The sequence below is a fragment of the Arthrobacter sp. 10L424 genome, from assembly GCF_056395325.1.
Genome location: NZ_JBFTJH010000005.1, coordinates 160,665 through 176,069 on the forward strand (window position 1 = coordinate 160,665; position 15,405 = coordinate 176,069).

General features: G+C 63.5%; 15 protein-coding genes. All 15 read right to left on the bottom strand.

The window, feature by feature from the left end:
• Positions 1-23 precede the first annotated feature (23 nt).
• Entirely contained in the window at positions 24-1,055 is a 1,032-nt protein-coding gene (locus AC1DC5_RS11660) for an ABC transporter substrate-binding protein (protein WP_476865226.1), read from the bottom strand.
• Between the two features lie 57 nt (positions 1,056-1,112).
• A complete protein-coding gene (locus tag AC1DC5_RS11665; protein WP_476865227.1) occupies positions 1,113-1,898 on the bottom strand; it encodes a D-glutamate cyclase family protein in 786 nt (261 codons plus the stop codon).
• On the bottom strand, positions 1,895-3,520 hold the full coding sequence (locus AC1DC5_RS11670; RefSeq protein WP_476865228.1) for an FAD-binding protein: 1,626 nt from the start codon (positions 3,518-3,520) through the stop codon (positions 1,895-1,897). The genes AC1DC5_RS11665 and AC1DC5_RS11670 overlap by 4 nt, the downstream gene beginning before the upstream one ends.
• A gap of 41 nt (positions 3,521-3,561) precedes the next feature.
• A complete protein-coding gene (locus AC1DC5_RS11675; RefSeq protein WP_476865229.1) occupies positions 3,562-4,725 on the bottom strand; it encodes a zinc-dependent alcohol dehydrogenase in 1,164 nt (387 codons plus the stop codon).
• Entirely contained in the window at positions 4,715-4,912 is a 198-nt protein-coding gene (locus tag AC1DC5_RS11680; RefSeq protein WP_476865230.1) for a DUF4177 domain-containing protein, read from the bottom strand. Before AC1DC5_RS11680 ends, AC1DC5_RS11675 begins: the two co-directional genes overlap by 11 nt.
• 64 nt (positions 4,913-4,976) lie before the next feature.
• Positions 4,977-6,251, bottom strand: coding sequence for a Rieske 2Fe-2S domain-containing protein (locus tag AC1DC5_RS11685; RefSeq protein WP_476865231.1), 1,275 nt, complete (start codon positions 6,249-6,251; stop codon positions 4,977-4,979).
• 101 nt (positions 6,252-6,352) lie between these two features.
• Positions 6,353-7,381 carry an amidohydrolase family protein gene (locus tag AC1DC5_RS11690; protein WP_476865232.1) on the bottom strand — a complete coding sequence of 343 codons (1,029 nt, stop codon included), beginning with the start codon at positions 7,379-7,381 and terminating at the stop codon, positions 6,353-6,355.
• A gap of 29 nt (positions 7,382-7,410) precedes the next feature.
• Positions 7,411-8,418, bottom strand: coding sequence for a PDR/VanB family oxidoreductase (locus tag AC1DC5_RS11695; RefSeq protein ID WP_476865233.1), 1,008 nt, complete (start codon positions 8,416-8,418; stop codon positions 7,411-7,413).
• An 11-nt stretch (positions 8,419-8,429) separates the two neighbouring features.
• Positions 8,430-9,083: an RraA family protein gene (locus tag AC1DC5_RS11700; RefSeq protein WP_476865234.1), complete on the bottom strand. Its 654-nt coding sequence runs from the start codon at positions 9,081-9,083 to the stop codon at positions 8,430-8,432.
• A gap of 172 nt (positions 9,084-9,255) precedes the next feature.
• Positions 9,256-10,248, bottom strand: coding sequence for a substrate-binding domain-containing protein (locus AC1DC5_RS11705; protein WP_476865235.1), 993 nt, complete (start codon positions 10,246-10,248; stop codon positions 9,256-9,258).
• 103 nt (positions 10,249-10,351) lie between these two features.
• Positions 10,352-11,161 (bottom strand): enoyl-CoA hydratase/isomerase family protein, encoded by an 810-nt coding sequence (locus tag AC1DC5_RS11710; protein WP_476865236.1) that lies wholly within the window; start codon positions 11,159-11,161, stop codon positions 10,352-10,354.
• Positions 11,162-11,220: 59 nt separating this feature from the next.
• Entirely contained in the window at positions 11,221-13,395 is a 2,175-nt protein-coding gene (locus AC1DC5_RS11715) for a xanthine dehydrogenase family protein molybdopterin-binding subunit (RefSeq protein ID WP_476865237.1), read from the bottom strand.
• Positions 13,392-14,279, bottom strand: a complete 888-nt coding sequence (locus AC1DC5_RS11720; protein ID WP_476865238.1) for an FAD binding domain-containing protein — start codon at positions 14,277-14,279, stop codon at positions 13,392-13,394. The genes AC1DC5_RS11715 and AC1DC5_RS11720 overlap by 4 nt, the downstream gene beginning before the upstream one ends.
• On the bottom strand, positions 14,276-14,755 hold the full coding sequence (locus AC1DC5_RS11725) for a (2Fe-2S)-binding protein (protein WP_476865239.1): 480 nt from the start codon (positions 14,753-14,755) through the stop codon (positions 14,276-14,278). Before AC1DC5_RS11725 ends, AC1DC5_RS11720 begins: the two co-directional genes overlap by 4 nt.
• A 2-nt stretch (positions 14,756-14,757) precedes the next feature.
• Positions 14,758-15,399, bottom strand: a complete 642-nt coding sequence (locus AC1DC5_RS11730; RefSeq protein ID WP_476865240.1) for an enoyl-CoA hydratase/isomerase family protein — start codon at positions 15,397-15,399, stop codon at positions 14,758-14,760.
• Between the last annotated feature and the right edge of the window lie 6 nt (positions 15,400-15,405).

Genomic DNA, 15,405 nt, shown 5'->3' on the forward strand with positions numbered 1-15,405 from the left:
GGACCCGGCTACTGGACTAAAGGCTAGCCTTTGAATTCCGCGGCGATCTTCTCCTGCCGGGACTGGACCTCCTTGATCTCATCGGCGCTGGGCACCTTGAAATCGGCGGGAATGTCCTTGTCGTACGGCGAGAAGACGCCAGCGCCCGCGGTAATGGTCCCAACGCCCTCTTCACTCAGCAGGTACTGGGTCAACAGGCGCGCCGCTGCCGGGTGCTGGGCTGCGGCGGCCACGCCGACGGCTTGGGCCGGGTAGTAGTTCGGGGAGAGTGAACCGAAGCCCAACGGCTTTCCGGAGGCCTTTTGGGCAGCTGCGAAGAACTCGGGGCTGGGCAGGGCGATCTGTCCCTCACCGGCGGCCAATGCCTCATGCATGGGCACCAGGTTGGGGTAGTAACGGGCAACTTGCGCGCCGAGCTTCTTCAGAAAGCCCTCGCCCTGGGATTTGCTGACAATGTCCCACGTCAGGACGTTCGCCAGGGACGCGTCCGGGGTGACCATCAGGATCTTGCCCTTCCACTTGGGATCCAGCAGGTCTTCCCATGATTTGGGCACGTCTTTCGCGTCCACGAGGTCGCTATTATAAGCGAGTCCGTTGTTGGTCACGGTCAGCACGGCCGTGTTTTCCTTCTCCAACAGCATGTTCTTGGGGAACTCAGGAACCAGCTTCAAGACTCCCGTTTGGTCCAGCGGCGTGATGATGCCCTTGTCCGTTGCGGAACCGAAGTAGGACGTGTCGTTGACAAGAACGACGTCGGCCGAGCGCGCCCTTGCTGCGCTTTCGGAGTCGAAACGGTTCATCGCGTCGGTACCGCCCAAGCGGACAGCCTCGACGTCGATCTTGTACTTGGCCTCGAAGCCGGCAACGAGCTTCACCAGGTCGGGTTCCAGCAAGCTGGTGTAAAGACGAACGCTTCCTTCGGCCTCGGCAGCGGTGACGAGGTCCTGGAGGTTGGCGTATTCGGTGGTCTGTGCCTGCGTTGCAAGCTGGGTTGGTGCCCCACACGCTGTGAGCCCCAGGGCTACCACAGCGGATAAAACAAGTGCCTTGCGCATGCTGGTGTTCCTTTCAAAGTTTCCGGCCCACGGAGAACGGACCGGGAAGGATAATTCCTAAAAAACTGCGGTTTCTTCTACCCTGCGGTCCGTGATGAGCATGTACGGAGGATCAAAGGTGATCATGAGGTCCGGCTTGGCAGCCTGGGCGGCCAGAACGGCGGTGGCACTGCAGGCCCAGAACACAGGAAGCTCGTCCGGACCCAAAGTCGGCGGAGGCCCGAAGTCCGGGGTGGCAAGGTCCTGTAAACCCAGCTTTCCCGGGTCCCCGAAGTGCACCGGCCCACCATGGGTGGCCGGGAACCGGGACGTGACCTGGATGGCCCGGATGGCATTTGGCGTGTCCATGGGACGCATGGTCACGGCCAGGTTGGTTGCGAAGTTTCCCACCGGCGTGGTGGGAATGCCGGTGGTGTACACGCGGCCTTCGCCCCGAACCACCCCGGCCTGGGTCAGGGCGTGTTCGAAAGTGAGCGAACAGCCCAGGTAGAACGCCACCATGTCATCCCGCCATAAATCGCTCACATCCGCGGCAGTGCCCACCAATTCCCCGTCCCGCCAGATGCGGTAGCTGTGCAGGTCACGGCGAATGTCACCACCTACGGCAAGCGGACCCGGATCAGGATCCCCGGGGGCACCCATATGCAGCAACCCGGCGGCTTTGGAGTTCAGCTGGCAGAACTTCAGGAAGTCCGCCGCGTAGGACGAGGGCAGGATCACCACCGATGACTGCGTGTACCCCTGCGGAATGGTGGCAAGGTTTCCGTCCCAGCGTCCGGCAGCGATTTCCGCGCGTAGTTCGGGGGGATGGCTGAAGACGGCGGGTGCAAGCAATGTGTTCACACCGAGGCCCCTTCCCTGTTCACGATTTCCTGGTGCTTCACGGGCTTCTGGTGATCTTTCCAAGGCTCCAAGTCCGCGGCGTCGCGGGCGGCGAGCTGGCCGGAGACCAGGAATTCCGCAATGTCACCCATCGAGTTGTAATAAGGACCCCACATGGAACCACATTCTCCGATTGCGTAGAGCCGGCCGATCTCACGGTCGCGGTGGTCGAGAACCCGCTGGGAGGCGTTGTGCTTGGGGCCTCCGTGGGTATTGATGAACGTAGGAAGCATGGGACCCACCGCGTAGTAGGGTCCTTCACCGAGTTGCACACGGTAGTCATTGCGCCCGAACTCATCCGGCTCGTCCGCGGCGATCCGGCGGTTGTACTCGTCAACGGTGGCGGCCAACGCTTCCGGGTCCAGATGACCGCCCCGGTAGGAGCCAACAACTTCTGCGTAGGCGCACTTAAGGGCGAGGTCCTCAAGCGTGTCACCCTTCAGGACCCAGCCGTTCTCCAGCTCGGCCAGGTTGTCATCGCTCCAGACGGGCGTGCGTGAATTGAGGGTGGTCATCACCGCGCCGGCGTTGAAGGCTTTGGCGTCCATGATCTGGAAAGCAGGAACGTGGTTGAACTCGGCGGAGTCCACATCGAGGCTGAACCAACTCTCACGGTTGGAGTACCCGTGGTGCACATCCCCGGTTTCGGTGGTCTCGTTGTGGAAGCGGCGGGCATTCTTATCAACCCAGATAATCCCGCCGCCGTCCTTGAACGCAGGCGCCCGGTGGCCGAAGCCGGACATGCGCATGAAGTCGTAGGTCACGTAAACGCGTCCCGGTTCCACCTCCACCCCCCAGTACAGCGGGCCGGACACCGAGTTCATGTGCCAGAGCTGCGCCCCGGCCCCCTGGGCCAGTTCGATTCCATCCCCGGTGAGTTGCGGGCTGCCCAGGAACAGGACCGGGCAGTGCGTCAGGTACTGCCGGCGCATGCGCTCATTGAACTCGAAGCCGCCCGTTGCCAGGATCGTTGCCTTGCGGCCGGCGATATTGAGCACCTCGCCGGTGGCAGTCTGGGCTGTCACGCCCAGTATTTCCTTGGTGATCGGGTGCTGGATCAGGTCCACCACCCGGGTGGAATGCTGGATCCTCGCACCCCGTGCTTGTGCCAGGGCGGCAATGGACTCATAGAGTGCCGCACCACCGGGTGCTGCAATCACGCTCAACCCCAACAGCCCTTCAGCTCCGGGAGCGCCGGGGTATTCAGGGAAGAACCCGTCGGCCCTGAACGGCTGAGGATTCTCTTTCAGGTCAAAGCCCAGCTGGGCCTGGAACTCAGGGATTTCCTTCATGCCCTGGATGAAGGCATCCAGCACATCGCCCTCGGTTTGGCCGGCACACATCCAGTCCAGATACTGCTTGGCCTTGACATCGTCCACTGGGTACGTGAGGAGGGATCCTGCCACGCAGACGGAATTTCCGCCGCCCTGTTCAGCTTTCTCCAGCACCAGGACATCCTGGCCGAGGCCGGCCGCGGTGGCTGCGAAGGTGGCGCCAGCGCCCCCATAGCCCACGACGAGCAGATCGGCTTCGTGGTCCCAATGCGGTGGGGACCAGCCGGTTTTTTGCAGGTTGTCGTTCACCTTTGCACTCCTCATTGTTGGGTCGCAGTATTTGCGAGCGCTTACGGCACGATGGTCGCGTGCAAAATAGGGTTCGCATCCCATCCGCCTGTCGCGCGAAGCGCGGCGTCAACGTCGTCCAGTCCCCCAACGAAGTTCGACATCTTCTCAAGAGGATACTTGCCTGAAGCAATGAGACGGAGCGCCCATTCAACGGATTCGAAGCTGTGGCCGCGAACCGCTTGCAGGTCCAGGTGTTTTCGCGAAAGTTTCCACACCGGGAAGTTACGCAGCGGCGTCCGTGAGGCGGCCGCCATTATGATGCGGCCTCGCTTGGCCACCACGTCGATGGCCAGCCCCAGCGTTTCATCCGCACCAGCAGCGGCGTCGATGACGAGGTTCGCGCCCGCACCATTGGTCAGGTCCGAAACGACTGCCACGGCGTCGTCCGGGTTGGGTCCGTCCAGAACCAGTGTGGCGTCCGCACCGAACTCCCGCGCAATCGCCAACCGCTGTTGGTCCCGTTCCAGACCGATGACGACGACGGCCCCGGCCCCCGCCTCTCGGGCGGCAAGCAGCGAGCCGATGCCCGCCTGTCCGGGGCCCATGATGACCACGCAGTCACCTGGCCGCGTACCGCCGTCGAGGTATGCCCATTGGTAACCGTTGCCCAGCGGCAGGCCCAAGGTGGCAAGGACGGGCGAGACGCCGTCGGGGACCTTGTGCGGTACCGAGTTCGGATGGACGTACATCACTTCCGCGTAGCCTCCCCACAGCCCGTGGCCGACGTCGATTCCGGTGGAACCGAAGCGCAGCGCATCCGGATTTGCCGAGGTGTCGGAGGCGAGGCAGGACCTGAACTCAGAGCTGCGGCAGAAGGCGCAGTGGCCGCACGGCAGGTACTCCTCAAGGAGCACCCTGTCGCCATCTCCCACGCCCCAGCGCGCGGCCGCCAGCTCCCCTACCGAAAACAGCGTCCCGACGTTTTCGTGCCCCATGATCCTTGGCGGCAGGTCACGGCCGTAGGAGTCCACATCAGAGCCGCAGACCCCGGCGGCCTCGATCCGCAGCAACGCCGCATCCGCACCAACGTGGGGAAGCGGGAAGCTGCGGAGCTCGTTCCGCTTGGCGTCCACCGTCACGGAAGCCAGCACCGAGTAGGCGTCATTGACGACGGCGGCCTGCCGCCCGTCCGGCGCCAAGGCCACCGAAGGCTCAGGCCGCATGGTTCTTGGCGCGTGCGAAGACAAGGAGAAGGTAACCGGTGGTGGAGGAGTTGTAGATGATCGGCTGGATGCTTTCCAGCGACCACCCCTCGGCGTCGTGTTGGTCCAGTTCTTCCTGGACTTTCTGGGCCACCGATTCCGGGGTGTAACCGGTGGCGCGAACCTCTACAACATGGTGTTCCTGCATGGTGGGTACTACTCCTTTAAGCTTCACGTGCACGGGTGCAATCGGTTGGGTTTGCCACTGGCAGTCACCACTGAGCGAGCGTCATCTTCTCTGCTGCTTCACGCCAGTCGGTGCCGTGCGGCACCAACGCGTCTGCGCCACGGATGTCGCGGTAGGTTTCCGGCTCGGTACCGAGGGGAGCCTTGCCCGCTTCGATCTCGTCCATGAGCTTGAGCAGCATGCGCCGGCAGGCCAGCACGGCCCGGTCGGTGCTGCCCAAGGCCTCGGTGCTACGATCAACGATCGCGCCCATGCCCTCCTGGATGGCGTAGTCCTGGGTGTTCACACCTTCGATGCCCGTGAACGTCTTGGTCCGCTGGACCTCGCGGTCAATGAAGTAGTCGTTGGACTGGTTGCGCTTGAGCCAGTAAGTGCCGGGAATGCGTTCAGGAATGCCGCGGCCCATTTCGGACTCGTGTGCCGCCCACCATTCGTCGGTGATGGGATAGTCCAGGTCCGCGGAGGCCAAGGTGTTGTAGACCATGACATTCTCGTCGTCGATGGGAACCCAGATGTGTCCGTAGAAGCCGGGCATTTCCGGCGTCTTACCGTCCAGGCCCACCAGGAATCCGCGGCACTGCTGTGACGGCAGGAGGTACTGGTAGATGCGGAGGTAGGTGGTCTCATCGCCGACGTTTCGTTCGGAGGCGTAGCGGAAACCGTAGTCGGTGAAGTCGACGTCGAGCTTCGGGTGCCGGTCCAGGTTTCGGAGCAGGCGCGGGTTCTCGAGGTCGTTGTTATGGGCGAAGGAGGAATGCGCGGTGTCGATGCCGCCTTCGATTGCCTGGAGGAAGTTGCAATGCTCACCGGACTTGGAGACGCGGCGGTGGGTCTCAGGTGCCCGCATCCATTCCTGGTCCGGGACCTCGGGAGTGTGCTCCTGCGGACCCATGTAGGTCCACACGATTCCGGCGGCCTCGTAGGTGGGATACGCCTTCATGCTCACGCGGTAGCGGAACTTGCTGTCCGGCTGTTCGGTGGGCATGTCCACGCAATTGCCCAGGGTGTCGAACTTCCAGCCGTGGTAAACACAGCGCAGGCCGCATTCCTCATTGCGGGCAAAGAACATCGGGGCCTTGCGGTGCGGGCAGAAGGCGTCAACCAGGCCAACCGCACCGGAGCTGTCGCGATAAGCAATCAGGTCTTCGCCCAGGATGCGGACCCGCACCTGCGGTGAGTCCGGCGTCGGAATTTCTTCGCTGAGGCAGGCCGGGATCCAATAGCGGCGGAAGAGTTCGCCCATGGGCGTGCCCGGGCCCACGCGGGTGAGTCGTTCGTTAAGTTCTGGGGTGATGCGCACAGAGGCCTCCTGAGGGGATGCAGCAATACAGTGGAAAGGGGGAAGTCATGCCGGGATGCCGGCGGGAGTGAGCTCGCTGGTATCCCGGCGGGCGAGTAGTGCTAGAGGCGCTTGTAGAGCGCGCGCGCGTTGTCTTCCAGGATGAGCGAGCGGTCAGCCGCGCCCAGCCAGTCGAAACTGTTGATCAGGGGAAGAAGGTCGTCGTAGCTGCGGCCGGTATCCGGGTTGATCGGAGACCCACTGCCGGGCACTTCAGTGCCGAACAGCACCTTGCCGGGGCCAACGAGCTTGATCAGCAGTTCAAGGGAGGGGCCGGAATGTACCAGCGAGTCGAAGTGAAGCCGGGCGAGCGATTCGTCGAAGCTCTCGATCGGAACGTCGCTCTTCTCTTTGGAATCGTACGATTCCACCTCGGTGTTCTCCAGGTACCGGGCCGAGCGCCAGCGCCCGATCTGGTAAGGAACCGAGCCGCCCCCGTGGCTCATGATGAGCTTGAGGTCCGGGAAGTCGCGCAGGGCACGGGACTCCGCGAGTGAGATGACGCTACGGCTGGACTCAGTGATCATGTGCTCGCTGTACGACTCACGCCAACTCTTGCAACCAGCGGAGTGGACAAGTCCGGGGACGTTGAGCTCCACCATCTTTTCGAAGAGTGGGTACCACCATTCGTGTCCGATGCGCGGGACCCGCAGTTCCTGGCCCTCGGCGGGATCAGGGTTGATCAATACACCAACGAAACCGAGTTCCTCCACACAGCGTTCCAGTTCCTCCACCCATGCTTCCGGGGAGGTGCCCACTGCCTGCGGGAGCGCCGCCACACCGCGGAACCGCTGAGGGAAAGCAGCTACCTGGTCCGCCACCGCGTTGTTGGTTGCGCGGGTCCACCAGTTGACGATGTCCGCCGGTTCCTCCGAATGCATCAGTTGGAATGGACGCGGGGAGATGAGCTGGATGTCGGTGCCTACGGCATCGAGCAGGCCGACGTGGCGTTCGGCGGCTGCCAGGACTTTGTCCTTGGGAAGCTTGACCCCGGAGCGCCCGTGCGCCCCGCGGCCGGCAAGCAGGATGGAGCGGTAGGCGTAGAGTTCGGCCGGTGACGAGACGTGGCCGTGAATATCGATGACTGTCATGGAGACTCCTTCCCTGGCAATGCAGGGGGCTAAAGGTCGAGGACGATTTTGGGGCACTTGGCACGGGAGACGCAGACGAACATCGATTCGTTGGCCTCGCGCTCGGCCTTGCTGAGGATTTGGTCGCGGTGCTCGATCTCTCCGAACAAGACCCGGGTTTCACACGTGCCGCAGAATCCTTCTTCGCAGGACGACGGCATACCCGGGCGGACCTTGCGGATGGCTTCGAGGACGCTTTCTTCGGGCGCCACTTGGATGGTGGTGCCGGTACGCTCCAGCGTGACCTCAAAGCCACCGGCCGAAGCCTCCGCGGGAGTATTGCTCGCATCGGCTACCTGCGGCTTGGGCGCGGCACCGAAGCGTTCAAAGTGCACCTGGTCCGCCACTCCGAGAGCCTCCGCCTTGGCCAGGACTGCGCTGAGCAACCCCTCCGGCCCGCAGCAGTAGATGGCCGTGGACTCATCAAGGCGGGAGAACGCTTCATCCAGGTCAAGGATGCCCGCGGTGTCCTGGGGAACCAGGGTCACATTCTTCTCCCCCAGCATGGTCAGCTCATCCCGGAAGGCCATGGACTCCAGCGTCCTGCCGCCGTAGAACAGATGCCAGGGCTTCCTGTCCCGCAGTTCCTGCACCATCGCAAGAATGGGGGTGATGCCAATGCCTCCTGCAATGAACACATAGTTGGAGGCGTAAGCCAACTCGAAGCGGTTGCGCGGCCCGCGCACTTTCAACATCCGTCCGGTGAGTACGGTGTCGTGGATCTCTGCCGAGCCTCCGCGCCCGGCAGGATCGCGGAGCACCGCAACCTTGTAGCGGCAGCTGTCGTTCGGGTTTCCGCAGAGCGAGTACTGGCGCACCAGCCCCGAGGGAAGCTCGATTTCCAGGTGGGCACCCGGCGTCCAGGCCGGCAAGTCCTTGCCCGAAGGATCCACGAAGGTCAGCGAGTGGACGCCGTCGGCTTCCCACTTCACGTGGCGAACCCGCAATTCCATGACGGCCTCGGCCGCTGCCGCCTTTTCCAGTGTCTGCGTGCTCATGATGAACTCCCTTACGAAACCGGGGTCTGAAGCCGGTGGTAGCCGGCGCGCTCGCGGGCTTCGCGCAATCCTGCGCCCTGCTTGATGCCTGCCCTGATGCTGTCTTCGATGTCCTGGATGCGTTCTGCCGCTTCGATGACTTCCTCTGCGCGAGCGGCCGGAACAACCAGGACGCCGTTGATGTCGCCGCGTAGCAGGTCGCCCGGCCGTACGGTGACTCCGCCGATGATGACGGGAACGCCGATCGCTTCGAGCTGCACGCGGTCCTTGCCGGTCCGCATCCAATTTCCACGGCTGAAGAGCGGGTAATCGAACTCCAGGGCCCGGTCCAGGTCCCGGCACACACCGTCGATCACCGTTCCGGCTACTCCGCGCTTCTTGGCAACCGTGGTCATCAGGTCCCCCCACACAGTGGCATCAAGGCGGCCCGCGTTGTCGATCACGGCAACGTCGTCCGGACCAAGATCGTCCACGAAGTCCCCCACAGTGCCACCGAGTTCGTTGGCCGGAACGTATTTGATGCAGAACGCCTTGCCTGCCAGGTTGAAGCTTCGGTCCAGCGGCATGATGCCGGCGCACTGGCCGACGATGCCCAGTTTGTCCAAAGCATCACTGACTGCTGGTGTATCCAAAACCGCGAGCCGCTGAATCAGTTCGTTGCTCATGTGGGTGGTCCTATCTTTGCTGGGTGCCTCATCGTTGAGACTCCAAAAACCGTGACTTCAATCACTACTAACTGAGAAGTGCGTCACTGTCGATGCTAGGCGAGCGTTCTATAGAATGCAACAGATTTTCGCCGCAATACGGCGATTTTTTAGGGGGAAGTGCAGGCGAAGGCTAGAACTGCAGCGTTTGGTCAGCGAAAACCTGCCGGACATCGACCTCTTTCTCAAGGAGGCCTTGTTCCACCAGATAGCCCGAGGCCGCTCGTAAGGCCGCGGCCGCACCCTGGAAGCCATACGGCGCAGGATCGCCATTAACTGCCTGATTCACGGCCTTTCCGTCCACGATTCCGGCAGTCTCGTAGAGCCCGAACAGTTCCACGGCACTGGCCAAGGTGCTGCGCTTGGCTTGCTCGAAAGTGGAATAGAGATTCAGTGCAACCCACGGATACTGCTCAACAAGTTCCCTACGCACCACGACGCAGTGATTAATGGGCAGCAAACCATGCGCTGCAAGGTAGCGCTGACCCTCCGCACGAGGATCGGGGAAGAGCGGGATCACGTCGGCCTTGCGGTCGGCCGCACCGGTGGAACGGTCGATGAGATTGTTCTCGGTCAGGTGCACGAAGGAGGCGTCCAGCTCTCCGCGGCCCATCATGCCCGCCAGGGTCTCCCCCGGTTGGACATAGCTGAAGTCGACTCCGGGGGGCGGTGTGAATCCCGTTGAGCCGCCGTGGCTGAGCTCCGCCGGCCGCTCCATGAACCACTTCATCTCGCCGGGTGAGACGCCGAAGTCGTGCTGCAGCACCGCCCGCGACCACAACGCCGACGTCTGCTGGTACTCGGGCACGCCGACGCGTTTGCCGCGGAGATCGGCCGGAGTCTCAATACCCGCGCCGCGGCGCACCACGATGCTGGTGTGGAAAAAGCGCCGTGTGGTGAAGATCGGCAAAGCAACCCAGTCGCGCTTGCCTTGGGCCCAGCCGATCAGCAACGTGGCCAGCGACATTTCCGAGACATCGAAGTCCGCGAACTTAAGCTGCCGCCAGAACATCTCCGAGGGGTGCACATAACTCAAATGCCAGTCGATACCCTCGGGTTGAAGGTTTGCCAGCGGTGTTGTCATGGGATTGCGGGACAGGCACGCACTGATCTTCAGACGACTCATTGTTTCTCTCCAGACCTGGGCCGGCGCGGTGCCAAGAATGACACCACGCCGGCCGTCTTGTTTGCCTGCAGGACGCGGACTGCGCCCTGCCGGACGAAGGATGTTAGGCGTTGCGTACGTATTCCTTGTTGGTGCCGCCCTTTTGCGACTTCAGGTAGGCGTCCACGTCTCCCAGCGGATCGATCGACATGCGCATGCGGGCGGCCACCATGTCGTCGGAGAACATCGCGTGGTTCAGCGGCAGGTGCTCATCCAGGTGCATGGCGATCTTGCCGTGGGCGAGCACCGTAGGGTTGCGGCTGCCGAGTTCCTTGGCAATCTGGTAGGCCTCCGCGTCCAGCTCCGCTGCAGGTGCGGAAAGCGTGGTCAGGCCCATCTTCTCGGCCTCGATTCCGTTGATGTTGCGGCCAAGCAGCTGCAGCAGCACTGCCTTCTTGCGCGGGATGCCGGACTTGACCACCTGGGCGGTGACGCCTTGGCCGAAGCTTCCGCGCAGTACCTCCGGCATGCCCATCTGTGCGTCCTCAGCGGCAATCACAACGTCGTGGGCCAGCATGAGGGAGAAGCCGCCACCGAGGCAGTAACCATGCACGGAGGCGACAGTCAGCTTCGGGTAGTCACTGACGGCCAGCGACAGGCGGGCGGGGGTCTTCCACTTGGCCCAGTCGTAAAGTGGGCGGTATTCGGCGCGGAACGCCTTCAGGTAGTGCAGGTCCATTCCAGAGCAGAAGGACGGACCGTTGGCTCGGGTCAGGACCACCTGGATGCCGTCGTCGTCGCGGACTTCCTCGAGTGCGTCGATGTAGCCGTCAAGAATGTCGCCGTCCAGCGCATTGTGCTTCTCAGGGCGGTTCAGCGTGATGACGGCGACCTTGTCGTCGTAGCGCTTTTCCAGCAGAACTTTCTCGGTCATGGTTTTCTCCTTGAGTTGTATGGAACTTATGTAGCTTTGAAGGTTTGAAGAGGTTTCCCTTAGCGCGAAACCACGGCCAGGGAGGCCTTTTTCCTGATGCCGCTGAGCACACGTTCAGCGCTCAACGGAAGTGTTGTCAGGCGTACGCCCACGGCGTCGTCGATCGCGTTGGCCACTGCGGCGGGCACCCCGATGTTGACCAGTTCTCCTACGGCGCGAACGCCCGTGAGTCCCTGCGCCGGCAAGGAGGTTTCGTCCACGAGGTACAGGGCCAGTTCCGGGATGTCCACGCCGGAGGCAATCTTGTAGTCGTTGAACGAATCCAGCTGGATGCGGCCGCCCTGGGGACGAAGGTCCTCAAAGAGCGTCTGGCTCAGCCCGTAGACGAAACCGCCCTCGAGTTGGCCGCGCAGCCCCACGGGGTTCAGCACGGGCCCCACGTTGACGGCGAGGACCGCCCGCCGCGCCCGGATGATTCCCGTGTCAGGTTCGACGGCGACCTGGACCGCCAGGGCGCCATGCGCGTGTCCCAGCCCCTCCACCTCGTCGCGACCCACGGAACCTTGGCCCTCCACCACGAGGTTGGAGCGTCCCACGGCCCGCAGTGCGTCTGCGATCCAATAGCCCCCGGACGGGCCTGAAACCCCAGGCTGTCCCGGCGCGTTCACCTGAAGGGCGGCAAGCAGCTTGACCGCGGCGTCGTCGCAGGCTCGTCCGACGACGACGGTCACACGGCTTGCTCCGGCGCCCAGATCAACCAGCCCGCTGCCTGTGCCACGTCCCAGGACTTCGATGCGGGACCTTTCCAGGCCGAGTCGGTTGGCCACGAGCTTGCCAAAGGCCTCGAAGCTGCCTGCGCCTTGGTCCGGAACGGCGAGTTCCAACACCACGCGTTGCCGGTTGGCACTAAGTTTGACGGTGGAATCTCCGGGTCCGGCACTGCGATGGAAGAGGGAGTATCCGGTTCCAAGCACCGAGTCACCTGAGCCCTCACCACCACGTTTCCAGAGCGCGGATTCGCTGCGCACCTTTTCGATGAGCTTCCTGGAGATGCCGTGCAGTGCATGGCGGCTTTTGAACTCCAAGGGATCCTCGCCGCGTTCACGGGCAATCATTTCCAGATGCGACTCGGAGGCGAAGATCGTTTGGAACTCACCGGGCGAGCGGACATGCGATCCGGGCATGGTGGTGGTGTAAGCGCCAACAGCGCTTTCGTCCAGGTTGCCGACGTCGTAAGCGCCCAACGGCAACCCCAGCATGGGCAGGATGCCCTTCGGCATCGGCTTCGGCGCTACGAAAGCGCCGCCGTCCAGGACGAATCGCGATTGGTGTGCATGAATGCGGCCGTTGACCAGTCCTGTTCGCAGCGTGAGCGAGCCGGCATGGCGTCCGCCGGTAGCCCCCAGGGTCTCCGCGAAGGAGAGCCGACCCCGGACCGGGCGGCCGCTGTGGACCGACAGGAAGTAGCAGATGGACTCCACGAAGGGGTTTCCCTTGGAACCGAAGTCGCCCCCGATCTTGACGGGGAGAACTTCAAAGTCCTCTTCCGGCCGGCCGGCGAGGGCTGCGAGGTCGCGCCTCAATTTGTAGGGTTCCTTGTGCGAGGCGTGGACGATGACGCGGTCGGCGGAAGCGTCCACCAGTGCGCCGTGCGTTTCCATGGGTGCGGAGGAGCTGCGTTGCCAAGTGAAGGTGTTCTCGAAGACCTCGTCACACTCGGCGAACGCGGCCTCGGGATTGCCAGTGACGCGCGCGTCTTCGCCCTGGATGTTGTGGTGGCTGCGGACCGGAACGGCGTTGAGGTACTCCGTGTAGCCGGGATGGATCGCTTCGGCGGCATCCGACAACGACTCCTCCGGGCTCAGGAGCGGAGCACGCTCCACGTACTCCACGGTGATCAGTCCTGCTGCCCGCTGGGCGGTTGCGAGATCATCAGCTGCGACGGCGGCCACCGGCTGCCCGGCGAAGACCACCTTGTCCACGGCAAACACCGGGTAATCCCGAGTGAACCGTCCAAAGCGCCTCACGCCAATATCTCCGGCGTGAAGCACCGCGTGGACTCCGGGGACGGCGAGCGCCCGGGCGGTGTCGATGCCCACGATGTCCGCGTGTGGGAACGGTGAGCGGAGCACTGCCATGTGCAGCGCGTCCGCGGGGATGTCCTGGGCAAAACGGGCACGTCCTGTGACGCGATCCTGTGAGTCGTCGGTGACGGGGGCTGGGTTCTTTGTCACCGGGAGCAACCTTCGGCGCGGGAGGGCTTCGCGGTCCGTACCATGGCGCGGTTGAGCGCCACGCGTACGAGGTCGCGCTTGTACATGGCACTGCCACGGTGGTTTGAGCACGGCTTGACGTCGGCGGCCAGGGCGTCGGCTACTTCTTCGATCAGTTCGGCTGCCACGCGGCCATCGGCGTCGACGTCGGCCCCATCCAGCAGGGCCGCCGCCCGTTGCGTCCGTACGTGTGTGTCCGCGGCGCCCACCAGGATGCGGGGCTGGGTGATGCGGCCGTTGCTTTCCTCAAAACCCAGTGCGAGAGAAAGCGTGGCGTAGTCGTCAAGGGAGTTGGTTTGGAGCTTGCACCACCCAATGCGGGTCCCGGCCGAGCGCGCGGGGACGTTGATGCTGCAGAGCAATTCCCCGGGTTGCAGGACCGTGGCGAAGGATCCCGTGGCGAAGTCCACAACCGGCACCGTCCGCCTGCTGGTGCTCGACTCGATCACTACCTCGGCACCCAAGGCCCCGAGCAGCGGCGCGGGATCGTGCCGGGGATCGGCATAAGCCAGGTTGCCACCCAAGGTACCAACTGCGCGCACGCGGACGTTGCCAACGTCGGCGAACATCTCCCGCAGTTGTGGCTCGTGGGCCGCGATGCGTTCTTCGCGCAGCAGCTGCCCGTGGGTGGCCAGGGCTCCGATGGACAATCCACCGGCGGGTTCAGCCGTGACCCCGCGCAAGCCGTCGATCCTTGCCAGGGAAACGATCGACGCGGGGTCGATCTGTCCTTTGGTCAACGCCATGGTGAAGGCGACGCCTCCGGCCAGTGCGTACGCTCCGGGAGCTTCCAGGAGTGCACAGGCTTCGGCGATGGTGTCCGGTGTGGCATACGTGGTGCTCATTGTGCGGCCTTTCGCAGGGCACGGTGGATACCGTAGTAGCCGGTGCAACGGCAGGACGTGCCTGCCATTTCCACAGCGATCTCAGCGGTCTCCATAGTGCAGACATCGTGGTTCTCCAGCAGGGCAGTGCCCATGACCAGTTGGCCAGAGGTGCAGAAGCCGCATTGGAAGCCGCCCTCTTCCTTGAAAGCGTCCTGCAGCCTCGCGCAGGCCGGACGCGCCGAGAGGTCCTCAATAGTGGTGATGTCCCGGCCGTTGGCCTGCAACGCCAGCATGTGGCAGGCGGCCACTGGCTCGCCGTCGAGCATGACCGAGCAGACTCCGCAGAAGCCAACCTCGCAACCTACCTTGGTGCCGGTCAGTTCCAAGTCCTCACGGATGAAGTCCACCAGCCGACGCTTTGCGGGCACCTGGGCACGGACCTCAGTGCCGTTGACGGTCAGGGTGAGTGGGTAAAGCTGCTGCGGAGCCTGCATGATCAGGCCGTCCGGGTTTCCAGTCGGGAGGTCCAGGAGCGGCGCCCGTTCTCCAGTGCCTCAACGTTGATCTGGGCCAGCGCCTTCGCCTCACGCGTGCCTGTTTCCAGGGCAGTGCCGGGCTCCACCACAGCCTCGATGAGTCCGAGATCCAAAGCTTCTGCAGCGGTGACGCGTTCTCCGGTCATGGCCAGGCGCAGGGCCTTGCGGGGGCCGATGACCTCGGCCAGGGCTGCCACGATGGGCCGGGGGAAGCGGCCGTGCAGGAATTCGGGGATGGACAGCCAGGCGGTGGTGGACATGATCACCCTGGGGCAGGTGGTCAGGAGGTGCAGCGCGGCGCCCAAGGCTGGTGCCTCGACGGCGGCGAACCAGATCAGGGGTGAATCGTCGAAGGCCTGGATGAGCCGGACGCCTGCTGGCGGAACGCCGGGGATGCGCTTGGCTTTCAGGTCCCCACCCGCGCAAAACACGGGGCCGAGTGCGTCCAGCACACCGACTTTGACGCCGGCTTCGGCAAACTCATCCAGGACTGCGATGGCTTGATCCACGATGTCCTGGGTCATGGCGTTGCGGCGTGCGGGGTCTGCAAGCGTCAGGTAACCAACGCCGTCTTCAATACGGTGATTGACAAAAGTTTCCATGAGGTT

Coding starts and splice junctions, on each gene's coding strand:
- AC1DC5_RS11660 (WP_476865226.1), bottom strand. CDS start 1,055: ATGCGCAAGGCACTTGTTTTATCCGCTGTGGTAGCCCTGGGGCTCACA.
- AC1DC5_RS11680 (WP_476865230.1), bottom strand. CDS start 4,912: ATGCAGGAACACCATGTTGTAGAGGTTCGCGCCACCGGTTACACCCCG.
- AC1DC5_RS11695 (WP_476865233.1), bottom strand. CDS start 8,418: ATGAGCACGCAGACACTGGAAAAGGCGGCAGCGGCCGAGGCCGTCATG.
- AC1DC5_RS11675 (WP_476865229.1), bottom strand. CDS start 4,725: ATGCGGCCTGAGCCTTCGGTGGCCTTGGCGCCGGACGGGCGGCAGGCC.
- AC1DC5_RS11690 (WP_476865232.1), bottom strand. CDS start 7,381: ATGACAGTCATCGATATTCACGGCCACGTCTCGTCACCGGCCGAACTC.
- AC1DC5_RS11720 (WP_476865238.1), bottom strand. CDS start 14,279: ATGAGCACCACGTATGCCACACCGGACACCATCGCCGAAGCCTGTGCA.
- AC1DC5_RS11700 (WP_476865234.1), bottom strand. CDS start 9,083: ATGAGCAACGAACTGATTCAGCGGCTCGCGGTTTTGGATACACCAGCA.
- AC1DC5_RS11710 (WP_476865236.1), bottom strand. CDS start 11,161: ATGACCGAGAAAGTTCTGCTGGAAAAGCGCTACGACGACAAGGTCGCC.
- AC1DC5_RS11730 (WP_476865240.1), bottom strand. CDS start 15,399: ATGGAAACTTTTGTCAATCACCGTATTGAAGACGGCGTTGGTTACCTG.
- AC1DC5_RS11705 (WP_476865235.1), bottom strand. CDS start 10,248: ATGAGTCGTCTGAAGATCAGTGCGTGCCTGTCCCGCAATCCCATGACA.
- AC1DC5_RS11725 (WP_476865239.1), bottom strand. CDS start 14,755: ATGCAGGCTCCGCAGCAGCTTTACCCACTCACCCTGACCGTCAACGGC.